Genomic DNA, 23,388 nt, shown 5'->3' on the forward strand with positions numbered 1-23,388 from the left:
TCCATGTTGGGCATCTGGATGTCCATGAATACCAGGTCGAATTCACCCTCGCTACTGTCCGCCATCCGTTCCACGGCCGCTGCGCCATCCATGACCCATTCTATTTCGAGGCCCGTCATCTGCAGCACGTTCTTCGCAATTTCCGCATTGACCGGGTGGTCTTCCACCAGCAAGATGCGCTTGCCCTCGAACTTGAGGTCTTCCAGATTCTTGAGCGGGTCTTCCTTGTGGGCTTCCGCATTCTGCACATCCAAAAACTTGAGGTAGATGGTGACGGCAAACCGCGAGCCCTCTCCGGGCCTGCTTTTCACCTGGATGTCGCCACCCATCATGCGCACAAGGCTCTGCGTGATGGTCATGCCGAGTCCCGTTCCCTGGATTGCTGCCGTCTTCTTGTCGTTTGCACGCGTGAACGGTTCGAACAGGTGCTTCTGGAAATCCTCCGTCATGCCGATGCCGTTGTCTTCAAAGACAAATTCGTAGCAGGCGACACCATGGGCGTTGGTGGGCCTTTCCGCCACCGTGAGCGAGATGGTCCCGCCATCGGGAGTATACTTGATGGCATTGCTCATCAGGTTCACGAACACCTGCTGGATGCGGTGGCTGTCGCCGATGACATTTTCGTGAACCACGTCCGCAACGTCAAGCTTCAGGGTGTGGTGGTGGCTTTCGAGCTGCGCCTTGGTCATCGCAAGCAGCGTGTCCACGAGTTCCGAGAGGTTGAAATTTTCCTCGTTCAGTTCCACCTTGCCCGACTCGATCTTGTTCATGTCGAGCACCTCGTTGATGAGCGAAAGCAGGTGGCTCGAGGCTTCCGAAATTTTCTTGAGACAGTCTTCCACGCGTTCCCGGTCGTCCAGGTGGGCGGTCGCGATTGCCGTCATGCCGATAATCCCGTTCATGGGCGTACGGATGTCGTGGCTCATGCTCGAAAGGAAGTCACTTTTCGCCTTGCTGGAGGCATTCGCCGTGTCAATGGCGTCGCGCAGCACCTGCTGTATTTCCTGGTCCTTGCGCACGTCATCGTCTACATCCTTGAAACCCGCCACAATTCCTGTCTTGCCATTGGGGAGCTGCACCTGCGCAAACTCGATACGGTAGTAGCGTTCTTCGCTCCCGACGATGCGCTTGAACCCTACGCCGAAAACCTTCTTGCTCGTGGTGTTCGCCACAATGTTTTCAAGCGTCAGTTCCTTTTCCAGGCGCTCCCTGTCCGACGGGGCAACATAGTTGTTGATGTAGTTCGCCTTGGCGTCTTCGTAGGTGAGCAGTTCCAACGCCTCGTTAGTAGGCCTCGCGTGGATGCTGCCATCGGAAGTATCGGCACGGAACAGCGAGAAACTCCCGGTCGCAATATCGTTGATGAGCCATACGGCGTAGTACGCGCGGCTCAGCGCATCGATGACCGCAGTAAATACAGCCTTGTCCGCCTCCATCTGCACGCGCTTTTCGGTAATGTCCGAAATGAACACGTAGAAAAGCCCGCCGTACACATCGGAGTTCACGTAATGGCCGTAGTCGTCGAGCCAGCGTACCTTGCCATCCTTGCGGACAATGCGGTACTCCACGTAGTCCAGGTTGCCCTGGCTTTTTTCGATCTGGTCCACAATGGAGCCGGAGACCTTCTCGTAGTCGTCCGGGTAGAGCATCCCCTTGAAGGTATAGCCCGTATGCTGCTTGAACTCTTCGAGCGTCTCGCAGCCGAAAATCTTGAACACGGCCTTGTTTGCGTATAGCAGTTCCTCATTGCCAGTCGCCTTGTAAATGAAAAAGCCGCCCGGCATGTCTTCGCCGATCTGCTCGATAACTTGCAAAGCCTGTTCGCTCAGGGGAAGGTGTCGACCGAACATGGGGACCTCGTATTCTAGTAATTCTGTTTTAAAGATATCTAAAAAAATTGCTTTGTCGCACAATCCGATACCTTTTTATTTCTTTTTACATATATTTATTCACGGATAAAAGGAGTTTTCTCCAATGAAAAAACTACGCCAGATCACTACCGTCAAGAGACACGTCCTAATCGTAGACGACGAGGTGGTAAACCGAGAAATCCTGGGTAATATCCTTTCCGTGAACTACGACGTCGAATATGCCGACAACGCCAAGGAAGCCCTCGCAGCACTCTCCAGGCAAGACAAGCGGTTCTCGCTTATCCTGCTGGACCTGCTCATGCCCGTGATGGACGGGTTTGAATTCCTAAAAAAAAGAGAAACCACCGAAACACTCAAGCGCATTCCGGTCATCGTGATGACCTCCGAAAAGGAATCCGAAGTCCGCAGTCTCAAACTGGGCGCCGCCGACTTTATCGCCAAACCCTTCGACATGCCCGAAGTGGTGCTCGCCCGCTGCGAAAGAATCATCGAACTCTTCGAAGACCAGGACATTATCCGCCAGACGGAGCGCGACCATGTTTCGGGTCTTTACACCAAGGACTACTTCTTTGAATACATCCGCCAGATAGAACTGTGGAGCAGGGACATCCCGCGCGACGCAATAGTATTTGACATCGAACAGTTCCACCTGGTGAACGAGTTCTGCGGAAGGGACTTTGGCGACCGCCTGCTTGCAGAAATCGGTAGCGCGCTCAAGAATGAACTCGCCCCCATGAACGCCATCGCCTGCCGTGCAGACGCGGACACGTTCTATATCTTCGCGACGCACCAGGAAAGCTACGACAACATCCGCAACATCGTCCAGGGAATCCTTACCGAATTTTTCGAGGTGAACCACATCCGCGTGCGCTTTGGCCTCTGGGAAAACGTGGACCGCAACGTAGAAATCGAGGCATGGTTCGACCGCGCAAAAGCCGCCTGCGACAGGAACCGTGGCGACCTGACGCAAGCGTTTACCCGCTATAACAACGAGATGCATTCCCGCTACATGTTCGAGGAAACTCTCATCCGCGACTTGCAGAGCGCCATAGACAACAAGAACCTGATTGTCTATTACCAGCCCAAGTACAACATCGAAGGCGACACCCCGCGGCTCACCAGTGCAGAAGCCCTCATCCGCTGGATACACCCGACACTCGGATTCATAAGCCCGGGCGACTTTATCCCGCTGTTCGAAGGGAACGGCCTTATACAAAAAGTAGACAACTTTGTCTGGAACGAGGTCGCAAAACAGATCCGCAAATGGAAGGACGAATTCGGCGTGACGGTGCCCGTTTCCGTGAACGTGTCCCGCATCGACATCATGGACCCGGAACTGGAAACGAAACTCATGCGGCTCCTCGAAGAAAACGGCCTTTCTCCGGAAGAATATATGCTCGAAGTGACCGAGAGCGCCTACTGCGAGAACATGGAGCGCCTTATCGAGGTCATCGAGAACCTGCGCAAGAAGGGATTCCGCATCGAGATGGACGATTTCGGTTCCGGATACTCCTCGTTGAACATGATTACCACGCTGCCCATCGACATCCTGAAAATCGACATGTCGTTCGTGCGCAACATGGAAAAGGACGAACGCAACCTGAAGCTCGTGGAACTTGTGGCGGGCATTGCGAAATTCCTCAAGATTCCTGCCGTAGCGGAAGGCGTAGAAACGCAGTCGCAGCTCGATACCCTCAAGGGAATGGGCTGCCAGATTATCCAGGGATACTTCTTCTCGAAGCCGGTCCCGCCGAAGGACTTTGTACCCTTCATCGAAAAGGAACTTGAACACCAGAGGGGCGCATGATTACCATCGAAAAACTGAACACTTTTGGGGCAAATACCGCCGAGGGGCTTGCACGCTGCTTCGGGAACGAGGCGCTGTACCTGAAACTCGTGGCGACCATTCCCGGCGAGGCCAATTTCGGCAAGCTCAAGGATTCCATTGCCGCGAAAGATCTGAAAGCCGCCTTCGAGGCGGCCCATGCGCTGAAAGGTGTCCTCGGCAACCTCTCGCTCACGCCGCTCTACACGCCGGCCGTAGAAATTACCGAATTGCTCCGCAGCAATACCGACATGGATTACAAAAGCCTGCTCGATACCATCCTCGAAAAGAAGGACGAACTCGGCAGGCTTTGTGCGGATTAGACTTTATTTTTAGAACCTTCCCACGGTGAGGCCGGCGTAGAAGCCCGGCCACCAGCGCGCATTGTGCCCATTGGCGCTGAAGTCGTCGTGGTATTCACTGCGGGGCTTGACAATTACTTTATCCGCATTCCCTTCGCTCACTATATTGAGCGTGCCGCCGACAGTCATGCCGAAGCCCGGGAATAGCTTGTGCACGAAGCCCAGGCGCAGGCGGTGATGGAAGTTGATATCATCCTCGTCCGTGTCCATGCCGAAACCTTCGCGTGCATTGAGGAACATGTACTCGAGTTCAAAGTGGTTGCCGTACTTGCCGAACTGCGTACCGATACCGAGACCCGTTTCGTACATGTCGCTGAAATGCTTGAAGTTCGAGCCCTTCTCGAATTCGCGAGTTCCTTCAAAGGCAGTAAACAGGTAGGCCGTGCCCAAGTGGAGCGAAAGCCCGAGCGCACCCATCTCGTTCACGGCAGAAGTCACGCTCCACACGCCGTTACCCACGATGTTGATGAGCCCTATCGGGGTGGATTCGCATGTGCCGCAGATGTTGACGATACCGATTTGCCTTCCAATTGCCCTGCCCGCAATATTCATGGTGCTCACCTGTGCGTCTTCGACAGTGCCCGCGATGTTCATTGCCGCCGTGACCTGCGCTCCGGCCTTGCCTGCGATGTTCATGGCTGCGGTCACCTGCACGTCGGATTCCCCGGCGATGTTCATGGCTGCAGAAACCTGCACACCGGCTTCGCCCGCAATGTTCATGGCAGCCGTCACCTGCACGTCGGCCTGGCCGGCATAGTTTAATGCCGGAGAAACCTGGGCGCCATTGAGGGAGTCTGCGATAAAGTTCGCCGTACTCGAAATCTGCGCGCCCGAGGAATTCTTGCCCGCAATATTGAGCGTCGACGCAATCTGCGCACCGTCAAAGGACTGCGCGTAGTTGATCATGCCGCTAATCTGCGCACCCTCGAAATGAGCATTCGCGCCGTTGTAGATGTCGGTCACCTGCAGACCGTGCATCTCTTTTCTCGCGACGTTCGCGATAAGGCTCAGCTGCGTTCCGAGCATGTAGTCATCGGCCTCTGCAACAAAGACGCCAATCTGGATTCCCTTGCGCGGATCCTTGTCGCTATCCACCGCGTTGAAGGTCACGCGGTATTTGCCATTGTGATCGAGAGAGTCGAGCGAGCACGCGATAGAATCGCCCGCAGTGCAGTCACGCAATCCGCCGATTTCGCCACGGAGCGTCGTCTTTTCGGCACTCACCGCGGCAAACTGCCTGTGCGAAAGCTTTTCGCGGCGGTTGTTCTGGAGCGTCACCACCGCCTCGCTGAATTCCGCAGGGCGTTCCAGGCGCACGGTGTACTTGCCGGCAGGGAACCCGAGGCTCATCGCACGTCCCGCCTTCTTGTAGAGTTCCGCGACGAGTTCGCCTTTTTCATCGCGAATAAACAGGCGGCCATCCACATCCTCGTCGAGCTCGAGGCCCGCGCTTGTGCTGCGCAAATCAGTCATCACCACGTCGCCCGTTCCCGCGAGGTTCATGTCGCGGCTCGGGTGCTGGGCGCCGCCCATCGTCTTCTCGGTGCGCTGGAGAGTTTCGTTAAAGGCAAACTGATAGGCCTCGGACAAAGTGACCTTGCCGTCACCGCTCAGGTCACCGGCGCCGCGGAGCCCGCTCACCAGCGAGTGCGTGAAGAACGAGCCCTTCAGCTTGTCGCTTTCCTGGCTAGATTCATCCTGCGTGCTGCTGGTAATGAACGCGTAGCCCTTCATGTCGCTGCTCTGGTCCACCATGAACGCGGGCACCGCCACGCCGCCCTTCAGGCGCGTGATAGCACCCGAGCCGCAGGCATCGATAACCGCAATCTTCACGTCGGCGTTCATCGCGTCGATGCGCTTGCGCAGCTCCTTCCAGGCATAGACTTCGTTACCCAGACGCAGGCCCTTCTCGTCGGCATGCCCGCTGTAGTAAAACAGCACCTCGTTGCGGCCCGCAGCGTTCTTGCCCTGCGCGATTTTCGCGTCAAGACCGTCGAGTTGCTTCTGGAGGGCGGCCACGCCCGGCTCCTTCACGAGCACCACGTTACCCGCCTGCACGCCGCCCATCTCACCGAGCACCTTCGCGAACGACTTCGCGTCACTTTCCGCATAGCGAAGCACCGGCCGGCCCTGCCCGCCATAGTTCGCGCTCACCGCCACCACGTAGCGGTTGATGCGCGCGTTATCGCCCTGCTGGGCCGCATTCGCATTAGAAGCCGCAGCGAAAAAAAGAATTGCAATCAGTGAAATTATATGGAGCGTAATCGACGCGTCCAACTTTTCGATAATGTTCTTCATCCTACTATTCCCCAACCTTGCGTAATGTGATAGATACGGAGCGCACGCCCTTGCTCTTGAGCAGCGCATCAATGTTGTTCGCGTCCAGCTCGAACGCCGCACGCGACGTGAGCAAGAAGAACTTCTCGAATTTCGGCGCGTTGTCGAGCTTGTAGGCGAACGGGAGCGTCGTCATCTTGCCGGGTTCGAGAGCAATCGCCTGCGAGCCATCGGCCATGTGCATCGTGACGGTCCCGTTTCCATCCATGCTGAAGAGCATTCCGTAGCACTTTTCGGGCACCGCGTAGCGCAACTGGATTTCGTCACCCTCGCGTGCCTCGCCCAGGTTCGACATCTGTACCGCGCTGTCGCCTGTCTTCTTCCAGACTTCCATGCGGGCATCCAGACCCTTGATGCGCGTGCCGTCATCCGGGACACCGGCCAAGGCAACATCCATCGCCCGCGCGCCACCGTCCGTAGCCGGGCCGATTTCGTGCTGGCTAAAGAGCGCCACCGACACCACCGCAAGCACCAGGGCCGCGGCGGCCGCGAACTTCACGAAACCGAAATGCACCACGTTGTCCTTGCGTTCCGCACCGCTGTCGCGGGCATCCATCTTCTCCGCGAGCCTCTCGAAAGGCATCTTGCGGAGAATTGCCGCATTGTCCTCGCGCAGCAGCTTCACACGATGGGCGAGCATCTCGTCCGTCTTCTCGAGTTCGCGAATCTCGCGCATCTCGCCTTCGGGCAGGTCGCCCGTAAGGTATCGTTCCAGTTTCCAATCGGGGATCATCACTTTACCTCCAGATTCTTTACCTTGGCCTGCAGGCCACGCAAACGCTTGCGCACGCCACTCACCGAGAGCCCAACCTCGCGGGCAGTCTCCTCGAGCGTCATGCCGTCCACAAAATGCAGCACGGCCATCGTGCGGCTAGACTCCGGCTCGTGCGAGAACAGTTTCGCGAGGATTCCCTTCGCCTCCTGTTCTTCATGGTCTTCGTCCGCGCAGGCAATAGTCAACAACAGTTCGTTCGAATCCACATCGAGGCCACGGCGGTGCTTGTCTCGGATGCGGTTCAGGCAGAGCCTGGTCGCCGTATTCCACAAGAGGCTGCTCGGCTGCGTCGCGTCGAGGCGGTCCCAATGCTCAAAAACGCGTAAAAACACGTTCTGCATCATGTCCTGGGCCTCGGATTCGTCTCTGAGCATATAGAGGCAGCGCCTGAAAACCATCGGGGCGTAGGCCTCGTACAGCCCGGACATTTTCTCGCGATTTGCCTGATTATTGCCCTTCATGCTAGTATAACACCTATGGAGGTAAAAAGTGTCACCGCAAATTTAGAAAAAAAACTCAAAAACCCCGCTAGCGCGCTAGCGAGGTCATTTCTTTCTAACAAACGGCTTGCCAGGGGACTTCTATGGAGTCCCTTGCCAATTGGCTCGGCAATGCAAAAACGCAAGCATTTTTGCGCTGCACTCGCCTCATTGCTAGTCTTTCACGCAGCGGACAGAGAACCCGTAGTTCTTGTGGAAGCCATACTCACTCACCCCTTTGCTGTTGTAGTTCATGGTCTTAGCATCCGCATAGTAGTCGTCGTCGCTATCAGAAGTCCAAAAGGTTGTGCAGTAGCCCTCACCCACGTACCCTTCAATTGCACTCCTGATGCCAACAGGCAATACGGCAAAGGAATAGATATCGGAGCCATTGCCGTTATCGGCCCAACCACTTGTCGTTTTGAGCCTCTCCGCCGCCGTCGATGTATACCCGTCTAATATAAATAGCCTACCCCATTCTAATTCCGTTGGCAGGTGCCAGCCCTCGGGGCAAATACCACGCACCGGGTATGTCGGCGAGCACATCGTTTCATCGCCGCAACCTTTGCCATTCGTGCTCCACCTGCCCACGCTATCCATTGCGGCGGACCACGTGTAAAGGCGACCGTATTTGGCGCAGTTGGCAGGATCATTGTCATAGCACCAACTCGTGGAATCGAAGGTGATTAGGCCATTTTCAAAGGGAACACCAATGTATGCGTAGTTGAGATTCTCCGCCATCCAGATTTGTTTGCCGATTTTCACAATCTTGTATGTTTGCCCGTCACGCCCATCAGTCATAGTTCCTGTAACTCCATCTTCAAAGAAACTGATACTCGACGCATCACTTGAAAACGATTCCGCAGAACTACTACTTGAACCGTCGCAGTCCTCGCAAACAGACGAAGATGAATCCTCATCGGGGCGGGTTGTGAAACCGCTGCTCTCGTCATCGCCGCAAGCCGCAAACAAGAATGCAGACACGGCACATATTGCTAAAACTCTTTTCATTGTTTTTGCCTCTCTACCCTAAAATTAATCCTTCACGCAGCGGACAGAGTACCCGTAGTCCTTGCCGCTGCCGTACAAGTCAGCTTTGTCGAATTCGTCGTCCAAGCCCACGATATATGTGCGGGAACTATTGTACTCAGAGGAACTCCAGAAGTACGCATGGTAGCCAACGTTGTTGTAACCAGTGACGTCCCTGAGGCCAGCAGGCAACGCCGAGAAGGAATAGGCATCCGTGCCGTATCCGTCGCGGACCCAGCCGCCAGGAACGCTGGACCAGCTGATAGTGGAGCTGAGCATCTTGCCCGCCGTTGACGCTCCACCGACAGCAGTAAACAATGTATTCCACTCCGCCTTATCCGGCAGATGCCAGCCCTCGGGGCATATGCCTCGCACCGGGTAAATCGGAGTACATTGCACGCCATAGCCGCAGTCCTTGCCATTCGTAGACCACGTTCCCACACTGTCCATCGCTGCAGCCCAGGTGTAAAGGCGACCATATTTGATGCAGTTGGCAGGGTCGTTACTAAAGCACCAACTAGTGGAATCGGAGGTGTAGCCACTATTATTATAGAGAACGCCAGTGTATGCGTAGTTCAAATTCTCCGCCATCCACACCTGACTGCCAATTTTTACGGTCTTGTACATCTGACCGTCGCGGGTGTCCGTCATAGTCCCCGTAACAACAGTCAATGGATCTACATATCCTTCGGGGACGCTGCTGCTTGACACGCTTGTCACGCTGCTACTGGACTTCGTTTCATCAACGCTAGAACTTGAAGAAGGCCTTACCGGTGCAGTCGAAGGATCCCCTTTGACGCAACGGACACTTTGTCCATAAGACTTGCTATTCTGATACGTATAAGAATTGGTATAAACGTTGTTTATATTGAAATACCGGCCATCATTGGCACTGTATTCAGTAGCGCTCCAGTAATAAACATCCGAGCCCACCTTTTCCCATTTAGTAGCAGAAATTCTTCTTCCGGTCGGGAGTGCGGCAAAGCCGTAAAGATCCGTACCGTTGTTGTCAGGCGTTCCGGCGTAGTTCCATCCAGTCAACGCCTTGAGTGGTTCACCAGATACAGGGGCATTTCCTAATGCCACGCTCAATAGGCCCCATTCATAGATTGACGGCAAATGCCAGCCGTCAGGGCAAATTCCCTGCACAGCTCGATCAAGTCCGCACTTTTTGCCATAGCCGCAATCCAACGGAGCCTCGGCATCGTTCGCCAAAGCAACAGAGTCAATCGCTGCAGCCCAGCTGTAATAACGGCCACTCACCTTGCATTTTTTTTCATCACCCTGATAGCACCAGTTGTTGCCCTTCAAGCTCGGAGTCTTGACGCTATCGGCATAATTCAAATTCTCCGCCATCCACACCTGCGAATAATTTGAGTCTGGCACTTCAATTTTCACGACCTTGTAAACCTGCTTGTCACGCGGGTCGATTATCGAGTCGTACTTGATATTCGGATTCAGGCGAGTTTCCTTGGGCACATCCCAGCTCCACCCATCAGAATAACTGCTACTCGATTTCGCCAGGCTACTGCTAGAGCCAGCCACTGGGGATTCGCCTTTCAAGCAACGGACCGAACTCCCGATATACTTGTTACTGTAGAACTTGCGTACAATGGTATCCGTGTACAATCTTATACCATACGCATAATCATCGTACCCTTCGTACCATTCAGAAGTCCAGAAGACAGCAGCCTCGCCCACAAAGTCCTTGCTCCCCCAGCCACCAGCGGGCAACACAGTGAAGCCGAAATCATCCGTACCATTGCCGTTACTATTCCAGCCACTCGTAGACTTGAGTTTCATGCCTGCAATCGAATCCCCACCAACCGCAGCGAGCAGCATTCTCCATTCCGCAGTATCAGGCAGGTGCCAGCCGCTAGGGCATGCATCCATTGCCGCACTCCATTCATAAAGGCGACCATACTTTGCACAGTATTCAGCAGAATCATTATAGCAGTAACTGGAATCCGTTTCAAAGTTCAGGTTTTCCGCCATCCACACCTGATCACCGATTGTTACGGTCCTGTAAACCTGGCCGTCGCGGGTATCCGTCAGGGTATTCTTTTCGGCATTGTACGTCGTGTCATGGGAAGAACTGCTGGATGTCATGCCGGCCGATGTGCCGGCATCACCGTTTTTACTACTGCTCGACTTCGGTGTGACGATTAAGACAACGCTGTCGCCGTCCGCGTAGGCTTCGATGAACTTCTCGAATGCGGGCACGGTATCCCCGAGGTCCCAGGCTTCCACATTCTTGCGGATGGAATCGAGCCCGCCATTTGCCGTAGCCTCGACCGCCCATTCCGAAATCGTTTTTTTCGTGCCGGAATCTTTCCACTTGCCGGTTTCCGCGAACGATTCTACGAACTTTTCCATACGCGTAACAAGTCCCGCGTCATCCGTTTCCGCCTGCATCATCACGCTCACGGCAAGCAGCGCCGCGTTCTCGTCGCCCGACTCGAAGATATTCAGGTTTTCGAACTCCACGAAGTCGCCCTTGATGTCGAATGCCGCAAGCACTTCCTTTTCGGCCCGCGCCTTCGCTTCCGCGAACTTCTTGCCCTTTTCCGTCACGAGGAACATCAGGCGTTCGTATTCCAGTTCGGTAAGCAAGTTGATGTTCACGTTCTTGCGGTCCTTCAAGTTCGTCAATGCATGGAGCGTCAACTCCTCCGAGGACTTCTTACCGGTAATCTCATTGCGGTATTTACCCGTCACCTCGAACAAGGCACATGTAGACTTGAGAGAGACACCGTCGATGGCAAAGTCGCCCTTGTCGCTCTCGACTTCGCCCTCGAAAATCTCATCCGTCAGTTCAAGCGTCTTGCAGTCGATTCCCTGCACAGTCACCTTAGAACCCTTCACGAACGGGCCCTTCTGCGCCAAGCCCGCGATATCCTTCGCGACAATGCCCATGTCTCCCGAGGCGCCGCCCGCGACATCCGACTTGTCATCGGAACATGCCAAGAACATGGCGCTCACCGCGAGCATCCCGAGAGCAGCACCCCACTTCAGCATCGATTCCTTCATCGTGAACATATCTTGTTCTCCCTTTCCCTAAATTTAATCCTTGATGCAGCGGACAGGGTTCCCCGCCACCTTAGCAGCATCAGACACTTCAGCATTCTTGTCAATACACTGTATAGACATTACACCGCCATTAAGACCATCCGAATCTTCATCAGCGCTCCACCAATAAGACGTATAGCCTGCATTGCGATAGGCATGTTCATCTTCAACAGAAAAACCAAAGATGTTTACATACCCCGCTGGCAATGCGGAAAAACCAAAATCATCCGTACTTTTTTCATCACCACACCAACCAATAGATGACTTAAAATACTTGGCATTCGCTCTTAAGGGATTCTCACTCGATTCGGCAAGCATTATCCCCCATTCATCCTTTGATGGCAGATGCCACCCATTAGGACAAATCCCCTGCACTCTTTCAGGAAGTTCGCATGGACCCATAGATCCACAATTCTGAGGATTCTCCTTATCCATAGCAAGAGCCACCGAATCAATCGCCGCGGCCCACGTGTAAAGACGGCCAGCCACGTCACAATGGGCTTCGTCATCATCATAGCACCAACTTTGTTTCTTGAGACTCGGAGTTTTTACACTATCCGCATAATTCAAATTTTCCGCCATCCATACCTGCTTGCCAATTTTCACAGTTTTGTATGTTTTGCCGTCACGGTCGTCTACAAAGGTATCATAATTGATTTTCGGATTAAGGTAAGACTCCTTCGAGACACTCCAATCAAAATTCAAAGCATCACCGGAATTTCCACTACTACTTGAAGACAGCGTAGAAGCCGACCCATCCTTGATACAACGGATGCTGCGTGCATGGTACTTTACATAAGCAGGAATTTCCGCGTGCAAATTACTGTAGCTCAAATCCAAATAATAAGCTTCTTCAGACGCATACCAATCAAACTCTGATGAGCTCCAAAACGAAGCATGCATACCTTCATCATAAAAACGGTAAGAATCTTTCTCTCCCGCAGGAATAGCGGAAAAACCATAATCATCAAAGCCATTTCCATCATCTTTCCAGCCTTTCTTTGACTTAAGCGTCCTGCCCGATATATATTCTTCTCCTGCATAAACATACAGCACCTTCCATTCATCAAAACTAGGCAAATGCCAATCCGAAGGGCAAATACCCTGAACATCCGTCGTACGATAACATCCCGTACCACTTTCGCTGTAGCCACAGCCTGTCTCGACAGAGTCCATCGCTGCAGCCCATGTATAGAGACGGCCATACTTTTCACAATTTTTTGAGGAGTCGTTGTAGCACCAGCTACGTCCCAAGAGGCTCGGAGTCTTCGCACTATCGGCGTAATTCAGATTCTGGGCCATCCAAACTTGGTCCCCGATTTTCACAGTCTTGTAAACCTGCCCATCACGTGAATCAACGATGGAATCGTACTTGATTTCAGGATTCAGATAAGCTTCTTTCTCATATGAGTTCAAGACCGTCTCACTGGCAGAGCTACTACTATTGCGAGAACTCGAAGAGGTCGTGGCAATCTCACTGCTGCTGGATTCCGGATCAGTTCCGTTATCAAGCTTGACGCAACGAACCGAGTACCCCAAATCCTTAGCGGCGTAACTCCTCAAGTTTACATTGACGTCGTCATAGTCCAACCACATCGCATATGCGCAGCCGTTACCGGTCTCCGGAACACCCTCGCTACCGCACTCCGTAGAACCCCAGAAGCTCGTAGTGTAACCCACGCCGTAATAGCCCGCATTGCTGATACCAGCAGCCAGCGCCGAGAATCCGAAAGCGTCAGTGCCGTTGCCGCTTTCGCCATCATCGTCATTCCAGCCGCTGGTAGACTTCAGTTTAGTACCGGCACCTTTTTCGCCGCCCACAGCCTCGATCAAGGTCGCGTAATCAGCTTCGCTGGGCAAATACCAGCCATCGGGGCAAACGCCACGAACATTCCCGGATGACAGATTGCATTCTTTTCCGAGCCCGCACTCTTCCTCCGACTTGCCTACCGCAGCGGCCCAGGTGTACAGCCGGCCATACTTGTCACAGTATTTCGACGAATCGTTGTAGCAAGAACTGGCCGCTGTTTCAAAGTTCAGGTTTTCTGCCATCCACACCTGATTGCCGATTTTCACGGTCTTGTAAACCTTGCCGTCGCGCAGGTCCTTGAGCGTATTTGCGGTTGCGTCGTATTCACTGCCAGAATTGTCATTGCGAGAACTCGAAGAGTTCGTGGCAATCTCATTGCTACTAGAAGATTTACTATCGCTGCTCAGGATGACGGCATCGCCGAAGACTTCGATGTACTTCTCGAATGCGGGCACCACGTCGGCATAGCCCCAGCTTTCGATATTCTTGCGAATCGAATCCAGCGTTCCGTCGGCCGTAGCGGCAACCTGCCACTCTTCAATCGCGGCCTTCGTCTCGCCATCGCTCCACTTGCCGGTTTCCGCGAACGAGTCCGCGAACTTTTCGACACGCTTCCCGAGCCCGGCCACATCCGTTTCCGCATGCATCAACACGCTCACGGCAAGCAGGGCCGCATTGCCGTCACCGCTTTCATAGATAGTCAGGTCTTCGGAATTGTCGAAGTCGCCCGCGATACCGAACGCCGCAAGCACTTCCTTCTCGGCCTGTTCCTTCGCATCCGCGAACGTCTTCCCCTTCTCGGTCACGAGGTACATCACGCGCTCGTATTCCAGCTCGGTGAGCAAGTTGATATTCACATTCTTGCGGTCCTTCAAATCCGTCAGCGCATGGAGCGTAATCTCGCCCGCCGACTCCTTGCCGGTAATTTCGCTGCGGTACTTGCCCGTCGCTTCGAACACTGCGCACGTAGAAGAAAGCGTCACGTCGTCAAACGCAAAGTCGCCCTTGTCGCTCTTGACCTTGCCTTCGAAGACCTCGTCCGAGAACTTCATCGTCTTGCAGTCGATTCCCTGCACGGTCACGGCGGAACCCTTCACGAACGGGCCCTTCAGCGCTTCGCCCGCGATATCCTTCGCGACAATGCCCATGTCTCCCGAGGCACCGCCCGCGACATCCTGCTTGTCGGAACACGCCGTCAAGACAGCCATGGCGGCAAGCGCACAGGCCGGAATAAACCGAGTCCCAAAATTCCTGTTCATCGCTCCTTTCATTTCCTTTACCCCTTTTTATTTTTCAAATCTTTCTTGGTTTCAATCCGCTTGCTCAGCGGGAAAAGTTGCATGTTCATGCGGTACACGCGTTCCGTCTCGTCCTCTTCGGTCGCAATCGCCACGACGCGGCGGTAAAAGTCCGCCATCTCCTTGCGGATGCGTTCGTACGAGCGCTCCGTAAGGCCGAGCACGAACCCGGACATGGTGCGTTCGGAAAGCGGCAGGTCGATAGCCTTTATCGCGAATTCCCCCATCTGGCGCTGCAGTTCGCGGGCCGCCACGGGCACCACGTCCATGTCGCCCATCGTAATCGTCTTGTCCGTCTGGTGGTAGTTTCCGTCCCTGTCCTTCTTCAGGAGCTTCATCCTTACCAAAAAATTCAGCGTCTCGGTCACCTCGGCCGCGGTAATCGAGGGACTGCAGGCGCGCGCCATCTCGAGAGGCTTGGCTCCCGGCATGTGTGGGGCGAGCTCGCGCAGCACCGGATTCTTCCACGACTTGAAATAGTCGAACTCGTCGTTGCCCAGCACACGCATCTTGTGCGCCTTCGCAAGCGCACAGCGTTCCTCGAACGCGGCACGTTTCGCCTTGTCGTTTTTCGCATGCGCATACGAGACCATCAGGACAAAGTAAGTCTGTTCGTAGCCGGCGAGCCCCATGGCGCTCGCGACAGAACCCGCGGATCCGACGCTCAGATTCTTTTTCCCCTCGCAGACATACTTCAGGAACACCGCCGACGAGAATCCGGCATCCTGGGCGAACTTCTGCCACGAAAAGACGGAGCTGCGCTTGCGTTCTTCGTAGTAGTCCAGGATATACTTGCGATAATCCGTGTATTCAACGATTTCCTTCATGGGTACAAATATACCTTCTTTTCGCCCATTTAGGACATAAACATTGCGTTTTTGAGCAAATTTTACCACTTTTGACTAAATTCTAAAAAATTTGGCATTTTGGAACATGAAAGCATGTTCTGAGGACATGACCCCGGAACATGGCAATAGCAAGAGCCCCGCCAGATTGGCGGGGCATTCGTTGTCCTCCTCCTAAAGAGGCTCTGTTACCAACATTACGACTTTGGCTTATAGTAAGTATGGACTTCTATGGAGTAGCCATACCTGAACACCGTCAAACTTTCTCCTGCCGAGACATTCGCCCCGACAAGGACCACGATTACGTATTTCGCCTTGGCGGTTTCCTTTTCATAATAATCGCGACGGACCTTCGAATCGCTTGTCGCCACCTCATGCATAAAGTAAATGCCGTCCCTCCCGTTATACGTCGCCTGGCCGATAGAATCCGACTTCACATAGGCAAACCCGTTTTCCTCGAGCACGCCCTTGAACTGATCCAGGCTATCCCTGGCATCATCCTCCAGAGAAACGGACACATACTGCGAATAATTCTTGCCGCTCGTATGCACGCTTTCCGTACCCGTTATATGGCGGACATACCAGAATGTCATGAGCGAGTCGTCATCCCATGCCCTGCGATCCTTATCCGAAACATAATCCTGGATAAAGCCTACTTCTTCCGGCAAGTCCTCCTCATATCGCGGGGCATCAAAATCATAGCCGTTCCTTTTCCCGCCCAGTCCCTTGACGCAGCGGACAGAAACGGCATGGCTGATATGCGTCATATACACATTGGATCCGGAACCCTTGACGAAATGGATAGTCGAGGGAGTAATCGAAATGTAGCTCAGCCAATCCGTCGTTTCTATCGAGGCCGTCCAGAATTCCGACGACGTTCCAAGCCCCGAAAATTCCTTGCCATTAAACACGCCCGCAGGAACTACATTGAAGCCGAAGCGATCCGAGGAATACGTCTTTTCGAGATAATCATCCCGGTAATACGCCTGCAAGGCATCCCCGGCACTTTCGCCTTCGCCATGGGCATCGGCATACGCAAACAGCGTGTCCCATTCCGCGTGTTCCGGCACATGCCAGCCATCGGGGCATATCCCTTCGCGGGGATGGAAATCGCTACGGAGCCTGCACCCGGAGAAGTTGTCACCACATCCCCTGTTCGAGGTATCCAGGGCAATTTCCCAGTTATAGAGGCGGCCATACTTCTCGCAGTTCTTCTCGTCATCTTCGTAGCAGAGGCTGCCTTCGGCGGCATAGTTCAGGTTTTCCGCCATCCATTCCTGCGACCCGAGCTTCACTGTCTTGTAGACACGGCCATCGCGGGCATCCGTCAGTTCTCCGAAAACAGGTTCACCCGAATCGATGGACGAACTGCTAGGCGTATTTTCGGAACTGGAAGAGGCCGGTTCTTCACCCGGAATATGCCAGCGTCCGCCTTCGCAGACAAAGTATTCGTTGTACATCTTGCTCAGCTTGTTCACGTTGCGCTTGGTATCGCCCTCGCGCTTTTGGGTGCACTGGCCGAGCCCGTAGTTGTCCCACCAGAAGTTCGTCACGTATTTCTCGAAGGCGGGCACGGAATCCGCATACTTCCAGCCTTCGACATTGTCGCGCACGGTTGCGAGTGAGCCCTTGAGGTCGGCATCGCACGCCCAGTCCGCAATCACGGCCTTCGTGTCGGCATCTTCCCAGTCGCCGCCTTCCGCAATCGCGATGCTGAACTCGCCCATGCGCTCGGTGAGTCCCGCCACGTCGGCATCCGCATGCATCAGCACGCTGATGGCGAGCAGCGCCGCGTTGCCGTCGCCCGACTCGAAAATATTCAGGTCTTCGGATTTGCCGAAGTCGACATCGATGCCGAACGCCGCGAGTATTTCTTCGTCCGCCTGAGCCTTCGCCTTTGCAATGGACATCTTCTTCTCGGTGACAAGGTACATCACGCGCTCGTATTCCAGGTGCGTGAGCAGGTTGATGTTCACCGTCTTGCGTTTGGTGAGATCGGTCAGCGCGCGAAGCGTCACCGTGCCCGTAGACTTCTTGCCCGTAATCTCGTCGCGGTAGTAGCCCGACGCCTCGAGGATGGCGTACTGCGACTGCAGATTGATATCCTTGATGGCGAAGTCGCCCTTGTCGCTCTTGATGGTGCCCTTGAAACTCTTGCCCGTCTGCTTGAGCGTGATGCCGTCAAGCTCCTGCACCGTCACGGAGGAACCCGTCACGAACGGGCCCTTCTGCGACACGCCCGCCACTTCCCAGTCCTTGACCGCGGTGATGCCCTCGGATTCCTCGCTCGTACCGGTGGTTTGCCGGCCGTCGGAACAGGCGGTCACAAGAATCGACCCGAGCATAAGCGTCGGCAGAATCCATTTCTTCATATTCAAATCCTTTTTGGTAAACATACTTTATTCTCCTTTACCCGGCGTCCCCTGGACGCGTTTTAAATTCTCCGTGAGCGGGAAAAACTGGAAATTGAGCCTGCACACCTTATCCGGATGCTGCTCGTCGGCGACTAGCGACACGATGCGCTTGCGGCACCGCGCAAGTTCTTCTATAACCTTCGCGTAGGTTTCTGCGGTCACGCCCATCGTAATCCCGCTGAAGTGGCGTTCCGAAATCGGCAACTTGTCGAGGGCATCGAGCGCGAATTCGCCCATCTGCCGCAGCAGCGAATGCACCGCAACGGCGACCACGTTCAGGCGGCCTGTCGTAAGCGAGCGGTTCGTCTGGTGGTAATTGCCCTTGATGTCGCGCGTAAGGAGCCCCGCCTTCATGAGGAAACTCAGGCTTGCACTCACGTCGGCCGCCGAAATTGCGGGTCTGCAGGCCTTCGCAATCTCGTGTGGTTTCGCTCCCGGCATGGCAACCGCCAGCTCGCGCACCACGGAATGCTTCCAGGTTTCGTAGAAGGTGTACAGGTCGCTGCCCAGGATCTTCACGTGGTGCGCATCGCTCAGCGCCCGCATCTCCTCGAAACACTTTTTCTTCTGCACGTCCGTCTTCGCGTTCTCGTAGCGCACCATCAAGACAAAGTAGTCGTACTCGAAGCCGAGCAACCCCATGGCAAGCGCAGTCTTTTTCGCCCCCTCCTCCAAGAGGCGGGTCTTGCCGTCGCAAACGAGCTTCAAGTACGACCCCGAGGCAAACCCCGCGAGCCTCGCAAATTCGCGCCAGGTAAATGCGGAACTACGCTTGCGTTCGCGGTAGTAGTCCAACACGTACTCGCGGTAGTCTTTATATTCAACAACTGATTTCATCATGACTATAAGATAGATTTATGCGGGCATGCGCGCAACATTTTTGTTAAAACAAAATTGGCGATTTTAAGCAAATTTCGCCACTTCTGATTATAGCAGAAAGATTTTTGTTAAAGTAAAAAAACAAAAACGTGAAACTATAAAACAAAAAAGGAGCCCCCGGCGCATTGCCGAGGGCATTCCTTTGTAAAGATCCTCGCCTTCGCGGGGATGACGTCTTAGCTCAGGCGGCTAATCATGTAACCGGCGCAGACAGCAGTACCGATAACGCCGGCCACGTTCGGGCCCATAGCGTGCATCAAGAGGAAGTTCTGCGGGTCATACTTGGCACCTTCCACCTGAGAAACACGTGCAGCCATCGGCACGGCGGACACGCCAGCAGAACCGATAAGCGGGTTCACGGGGTTCTTCGGAGAGCACCAGTTCATGATCTTCGCGAGGAAGAGGCCGGCCGCGGTCGAGAAACCGAAGGCGACAACGCCCATGGCGATAATCATGAGGGTCTGCGGCTTCAGGAAGATGTCGGCAGACATCGTGAGACCCACGGAAGTACCGAGGAAGATGGTCACGATGTTCATGAGTTCGTTGGAGGAGGTCTTCACGAGACGTTCCACGACGCCGGCTTCCTTGAAGATGTTGCCGAGCATGAGCATGATGATAAGTGCTGAAGCATCGGGCACCACGAGGATGCAGACAATCATCACCATCACGGCGAACACGATGCGTTCTGCCTTGCTCACCTGGCGGAGAGCCTTCATGCGGATCTTACGTTCCTTGTCGTTGGTCATCAGGCGCATGATGGGCGGCTGGATGAGCGGAACGAGAGCCATGTAGGTGTAGGCCGCCACGGCGATAGGTCCGATGAGGTGCTTTGCGAGTTTGTTCGCAGTGAAGATGGAGGTCGGACCGTCGGCGCCGCCGATGATACCGATGGAGGCCGCTTCACCGAGAGTAAAGCCACCGAGGGCCACGGCGCAGAACATGGTCGCGAACACGCCGAACTGGGCGCCACCGCCGAGAAGCAGCGTACGCGGGTTGGCGATAAGCGGTCCGAAGTCCGTCATGGCACCCACGCCCAAGAAGATGATGGGCGGGAAGAGTTCCAGGTGGATACCCTGGCTGATGTAGTAGTAGAGGCCGGCAGTCGGCGTGAACATACCTTCGATGCTCCAGCCGCCATCGTAGAACCCGGCGCTCGGGATATTCACCGCCAGCGCGCCGAGGGAAATCGGCAAGAGCAGCAGCGGCTCATACTTTTTGACAATCGCCAAGTACATCAGTACGAAACTCACGATCCACATAATCACCATGGGGCCGGTGACATATGCGAATCCGGTATCGCACGCGAACTCGACGACCGAATTTAAGAGTGAACTCATTTATCTGTACCTCTTAGGCGATGGTCATGAGGGTCTGGCCGTCGACGACGGTATCGGTTTCCTTGACGGAGATGGAGTTGACGGTGCCGGCGCACGGAGCGACGACCGGGTTTTCCATCTTGAGGGCTTCGATGATGGCCACTTCCTGGTTGGCTTCGACCTTGTCACCGACCTTGACCTTCAGCTTGAACACGGAACCGGCGAGCGGGCACTTCACTTCGGTACCACCGGCTGCGGCGGGAGCTGCGGCAGGAGCGGCAGCGGGGGCAGCGGCGACCGGGGCTGCCGGAGCGGCGGCGACGGCGGAATCAAGAACTTCTACTTCGACGTCGTAGGTCTTGCCTTCGAAACTGATACGGACTGTTTTCTTCATTTTGATTTTTCCTGGCTTATAAGCCTGTTAAGTTTTAAAAGTTGACCTTACTTGACAATCGTCCAAGCAGGGGAGTTAATGTTCTTGTAGGCGGTCACGCGGCAGGGCTGACCGATGGCCTGGGTCGCAGCGGCGGTCACCAGGGCAAGGAACGTATCGTTGCTCATGCCGGGGTGTTCTTCCAGGGCGGCGACGGCGGCAATGCCGAGGAACGCCTGGAGCTGCTTGTTGGTGAAGCCCGGGTGGACGCTCTTGGCGTTCGGGTCCCAGTCGCAGTGGGCCGGGGCGATCGTCTTCGGAGCGGCGGCGGCAGGAGCAGCCTTGACCGCGGGTGCCGGAGCCTTGATCTTGTTGAGGCCGAGCTTCGCCATGATGAAGTTCATGAGGTAGCAGAGCACCGTGAGGCCGATAATCACCACCATCACCACTATGAGGCCGGTAGCCTGGAATTCAACCAGGGAACCGATGCCGAACGTGTCGGATTCGCCCTTGCAGCCCTGTTCGGTGGAGTATTCGCCCTTGCAGTAGGTGGTCCCGATCTTCGCCTTCGCGATGGGGAGGACCTTGTGGCCGGCGGCGTTCTCGATGGAATCGCGTACGTCGCGGGCAAGCACTGCCTGGTCGTAAGTCTTGTAGAGAACCGCATGGTTACCGCCGTGGGTTTCCACGATCTTGTAAACCATGTCATCGCTCATGCCCGGCATAGAAAGCTGCGCCTGGACCTGGGCTGCGTCGGAGGGGAGCATGAGCCCGAGCTGTTCGTCGAACTTGCCCTTCACCTTGGCAGCCGGTTCGCTTGCAACGATAGCCGGTTGCTGCACAGCTTCTTCGGCGACAGGGGCCGCGGCGGGGGCCGGGGCTACTGCGGAATCAGCTGCATTCTGTACTGTTTCATTCATATAGGAATGTGTCCATTTAATTAAGTGAACTGTTTGATAAAATCAACGCGGGATAATTTAGAATTTTTTTTCGGAGAAGGCTGTAAAAACCCTTGCCACATGGCCGAATTTTTCTATAATTGAGCCCGTCGAAAGACCTCTGGATGATTAGCTCAGTTGGTAGAGCAGCTGACTCTTAATCAGCGGGTCGCAGGTTCGACCCCTGCATCATCCACGAAAGCCTCTCCCCAGCGGAGAGGTTTTTTTGTACCCTGTACATATTGCGCCTGCGGCTACATTATTCCCGTTTCGAGGCCCTTGACAGGGATATAGCGCACAGAACCATCGGCAGAAATAATCATCGCGACACCCGCCATGTAGTTGACCCAGTGGTATTTTTCGTAGTAGCGCACGTTCGCATGCCCGTCGCTCGTGTACGCAAGGAGCGGGACCACCAGGTAGTCGTGCGTGCACATCACGTTCACGCGCTTCATGCTCCCGATGTTCGCTAGAATCTGGTCCTTGAGCAGTTGCTCGCTGCGCGTTTCCAAATCGTAGAACGCATCGGGATAGGCGCCCGTGAACCCGTACTTGGAATACACCACCCAGCCACCGCCATCGGAATTCACGTAGGCGTCCGCCTTGTCGGCATCCTTCACGTACCAGTCGCCATTCATGTAACTGAGCTGTTCGATGCTGTAGTTTGCCTGTCCCTTGCCCTGCGCAATGCCTTCGCAAGTCTCGTAGGTGCGCGTATAGCCCGAATACCCGAAGTAGAAATCCTCCGTCCCGACTTTCGCGAGGCGCGCGCCCAGGTCGCGGGCATATTTCTTCCCGTTGTCAGTCAGGTGGCCACCCGGTCCCGTGTCGTTCGTGCGTTCGCTGTGCCGGATGATAAAGACCACCTTCTCATCCGACTTGAGGTTCGCGTAAACCTGCACGAGGTCGGTAAAGCCGTCGGCCTCCTGCGGGGTCGCGACGCGCCACTTGCCCCCGTCGAATATGTAGTAGTTGTCGTGGTTCACGCGGCCTTCACGCACCTCGCGGTCGTATTCGCCGGCACCGAATTCCGCGGTATCCTTCTCGATGGCATTCGCGACGCGCCACTGGAATCCGTTCGCATCGCAAATGAAGCGCACCTTCGAATGGTCCGCATGCTCGTAGTTGTTCGCAAAATAAACGCTCTGGCCCTGGTTCACGTACGTGACCTTCCCCGCATTCGAGGCGCCACACGGCTCAAAACCGTAGGCTATCGGAAAAAACTCGCGCATGTATCTTTCGAAGTAAGGGACGTTCCCGCCATAGAACGGGGCCGCGTTGTTGCGGACATCGTTATACTTCCAGCTGGAATCAAGCCCCACGACCCAGTCCGCAATCCTGATTTTCCAGTTCGGGTCGTTCCATACGCCATCCCCCTTCAGGTCCTCCCCCAGATTGCGGATAAAGTTCTGCGTCTCTTCTTTGCTAGCACGGTTCTGCACCATCGCCGAGACGGCAAGCATCACCGCGCCGGAATCGCTTGCAAGCTGCACGGAATCAATCCCGAAGGCGGCCGCCGCTTCGCGCTTCGCCTGCACATGCACCAGTTCCTCGGGAACATGGTTCATCAGGAGTTGTTCCACACGCGGCTCGGACAACATGTCCAGAATGTCGACAGAGGTCGAATCCTCCGCAGCCCGTTCCGCGAGAATTTCATAGACAAAGAGCGGGGCGTCAATTTTTTCGACAGTTTCATGGGAACCATTCTCACCGCCGGGCATAAAGCCGTTGCCGTCGCTACAGCCTACGGCAAACACAACAGCCATTA

16 protein-coding genes and 1 tRNA gene are annotated in these 23,388 nt (G+C 54.9%); 3 read left to right on the plus strand and 14 right to left on the minus strand.

Translation table 11 applies throughout. From position 1 onward, the window contains the following. Positions 1-1,850 (minus strand): PAS domain-containing hybrid sensor histidine kinase/response regulator (locus B2310_RS05440; RefSeq protein ID WP_290729281.1); only part of this gene is annotated, 1,850 nt, incomplete at its 3' end. A gap of 124 nt (positions 1,851-1,974) precedes the next feature. Between B2310_RS05440 and B2310_RS05445 the strand changes: the two genes are divergently transcribed. Continuing rightward, the gene (locus B2310_RS05445) at positions 1,975-3,678 is read left to right on the plus strand and encodes a putative bifunctional diguanylate cyclase/phosphodiesterase (protein ID WP_290725698.1); all 1,704 of its coding nucleotides are present in this window, start codon (positions 1,975-1,977) and stop codon (positions 3,676-3,678) included. Next, the gene (locus tag B2310_RS05450; RefSeq protein ID WP_290725694.1) at positions 3,675-4,019 is read left to right on the plus strand and encodes an Hpt domain-containing protein; all 345 of its coding nucleotides are present in this window, start codon (positions 3,675-3,677) and stop codon (positions 4,017-4,019) included. The genes B2310_RS05445 and B2310_RS05450 overlap by 4 nt, the downstream gene beginning before the upstream one ends. A gap of 9 nt (positions 4,020-4,028) precedes the next feature. Here the strand turns inward: B2310_RS05450 and B2310_RS05455 are convergent, their stop codons facing one another. From B2310_RS05455 to B2310_RS05510, 12 genes are all read right to left on the minus strand, one after another. Beyond that, the gene (locus B2310_RS05455; protein ID WP_290729284.1) at positions 4,029-6,356 is read right to left on the minus strand and encodes a caspase family protein; all 2,328 of its coding nucleotides are present in this window, start codon (positions 6,354-6,356) and stop codon (positions 4,029-4,031) included. Positions 6,357-6,360: 4 nt separating this feature from the next. After that, positions 6,361-7,131, minus strand: a complete 771-nt coding sequence (locus B2310_RS05460) for a hypothetical protein (protein ID WP_290729287.1) — start codon at positions 7,129-7,131, stop codon at positions 6,361-6,363. Next, on the minus strand, positions 7,128-7,631 hold the full coding sequence (locus B2310_RS05465; RefSeq protein WP_290729290.1) for an RNA polymerase sigma factor: 504 nt from the start codon (positions 7,629-7,631) through the stop codon (positions 7,128-7,130). Before B2310_RS05465 ends, B2310_RS05460 begins: the two co-directional genes overlap by 4 nt. A gap of 192 nt (positions 7,632-7,823) precedes the next feature. Continuing rightward, complete coding sequence (locus B2310_RS05470) at positions 7,824-8,660, minus strand: fibrobacter succinogenes major paralogous domain-containing protein (RefSeq protein WP_290729293.1); 837 nt, start codon at positions 8,658-8,660, stop codon at positions 7,824-7,826. A 24-nt stretch (positions 8,661-8,684) separates the two neighbouring features. After that, positions 8,685-11,708 carry a fibrobacter succinogenes major paralogous domain-containing protein gene (locus tag B2310_RS05475; protein WP_414655106.1) on the minus strand — a complete coding sequence of 1,008 codons (3,024 nt, stop codon included), beginning with the start codon at positions 11,706-11,708 and terminating at the stop codon, positions 8,685-8,687. 33 nt (positions 11,709-11,741) lie between these two features. Then, positions 11,742-14,816 carry a fibrobacter succinogenes major paralogous domain-containing protein gene (locus tag B2310_RS05480; RefSeq protein ID WP_290729299.1) on the minus strand — a complete coding sequence of 1,025 codons (3,075 nt, stop codon included), beginning with the start codon at positions 14,814-14,816 and terminating at the stop codon, positions 11,742-11,744. Between the two features lie 17 nt (positions 14,817-14,833). Next, positions 14,834-15,682: a TIGR02147 family protein gene (locus tag B2310_RS05485; RefSeq protein ID WP_290729303.1), complete on the minus strand. Its 849-nt coding sequence runs from the start codon at positions 15,680-15,682 to the stop codon at positions 14,834-14,836. A gap of 215 nt (positions 15,683-15,897) precedes the next feature. Continuing rightward, positions 15,898-18,072 (minus strand): fibrobacter succinogenes major paralogous domain-containing protein, encoded by a 2,175-nt coding sequence (locus tag B2310_RS05490; RefSeq protein ID WP_290729305.1) that lies wholly within the window; start codon positions 18,070-18,072, stop codon positions 15,898-15,900. Positions 18,073-18,099: 27 nt separating this feature from the next. Further along, positions 18,100-18,954, minus strand: a complete 855-nt coding sequence (locus B2310_RS05495) for a TIGR02147 family protein (protein WP_290729308.1) — start codon at positions 18,952-18,954, stop codon at positions 18,100-18,102. A 215-nt stretch (positions 18,955-19,169) separates the two neighbouring features. Then, positions 19,170-20,330 (minus strand): sodium ion-translocating decarboxylase subunit beta, encoded by a 1,161-nt coding sequence (locus B2310_RS05500; RefSeq protein WP_072809289.1) that lies wholly within the window; start codon positions 20,328-20,330, stop codon positions 19,170-19,172. A gap of 13 nt (positions 20,331-20,343) precedes the next feature. Then, complete coding sequence (locus B2310_RS05505; protein WP_073188184.1) at positions 20,344-20,703, minus strand: acetyl-CoA carboxylase biotin carboxyl carrier protein subunit; 360 nt, start codon at positions 20,701-20,703, stop codon at positions 20,344-20,346. Positions 20,704-20,750: 47 nt separating this feature from the next. After that, on the minus strand, positions 20,751-21,602 hold the full coding sequence (locus B2310_RS05510; protein WP_290729311.1) for a hypothetical protein: 852 nt from the start codon (positions 21,600-21,602) through the stop codon (positions 20,751-20,753). 141 nt (positions 21,603-21,743) lie between these two features. Between B2310_RS05510 and B2310_RS05515 the strand changes: the two genes are divergently transcribed. Then, positions 21,744-21,816, plus strand: a tRNA-Lys gene (locus B2310_RS05515). Between the two features lie 58 nt (positions 21,817-21,874). Here the strand turns inward: B2310_RS05515 and B2310_RS05520 are convergent. Beyond that, positions 21,875-23,386: a histidine phosphatase family protein gene (locus tag B2310_RS05520; protein ID WP_290729314.1), complete on the minus strand. Its 1,512-nt coding sequence runs from the start codon at positions 23,384-23,386 to the stop codon at positions 21,875-21,877. Positions 23,387-23,388: the final 2 nt, after the last annotated feature.

It is taken from the genome of Fibrobacter sp. UBA3629 (assembly GCF_002374005.1).
Taxonomy (GTDB): domain Bacteria; phylum Fibrobacterota; class Fibrobacteria; order Fibrobacterales; family Fibrobacteraceae; genus Fibrobacter.

Coding starts and splice junctions, on each gene's coding strand:
- B2310_RS05445 (WP_290725698.1), top strand. CDS start 1,975: ATGAAAAAACTACGCCAGATCACTACCGTCAAGAGACACGTCCTAATC.
- B2310_RS05450 (WP_290725694.1), top strand. CDS start 3,675: ATGATTACCATCGAAAAACTGAACACTTTTGGGGCAAATACCGCCGAG.
- B2310_RS05455 (WP_290729284.1), bottom strand. CDS start 6,356: ATGAAGAACATTATCGAAAAGTTGGACGCGTCGATTACGCTCCATATA.
- B2310_RS05465 (WP_290729290.1), bottom strand. CDS start 7,631: ATGAAGGGCAATAATCAGGCAAATCGCGAGAAAATGTCCGGGCTGTAC.
- B2310_RS05470 (WP_290729293.1), bottom strand. CDS start 8,660: ATGAAAAGAGTTTTAGCAATATGTGCCGTGTCTGCATTCTTGTTTGCG.
- B2310_RS05475 (WP_414655106.1), bottom strand. CDS start 11,708: ATGAAGGAATCGATGCTGAAGTGGGGTGCTGCTCTCGGGATGCTCGCG.
- B2310_RS05480 (WP_290729299.1), bottom strand. CDS start 14,816: ATGAACAGGAATTTTGGGACTCGGTTTATTCCGGCCTGTGCGCTTGCC.
- B2310_RS05485 (WP_290729303.1), bottom strand. CDS start 15,682: ATGAAGGAAATCGTTGAATACACGGATTATCGCAAGTATATCCTGGAC.
- B2310_RS05490 (WP_290729305.1), bottom strand. CDS start 18,072: ATGAAGAAATGGATTCTGCCGACGCTTATGCTCGGGTCGATTCTTGTG.
- B2310_RS05495 (WP_290729308.1), bottom strand. CDS start 18,954: ATGATGAAATCAGTTGTTGAATATAAAGACTACCGCGAGTACGTGTTG.
- B2310_RS05500 (WP_072809289.1), bottom strand. CDS start 20,330: ATGAGTTCACTCTTAAATTCGGTCGTCGAGTTCGCGTGCGATACCGGA.
- B2310_RS05505 (WP_073188184.1), bottom strand. CDS start 20,703: ATGAAGAAAACAGTCCGTATCAGTTTCGAAGGCAAGACCTACGACGTC.
- B2310_RS05510 (WP_290729311.1), bottom strand. CDS start 21,602: ATGAATGAAACAGTACAGAATGCAGCTGATTCCGCAGTAGCCCCGGCC.
- B2310_RS05520 (WP_290729314.1), bottom strand. CDS start 23,386: ATGGCTGTTGTGTTTGCCGTAGGCTGTAGCGACGGCAACGGCTTTATG.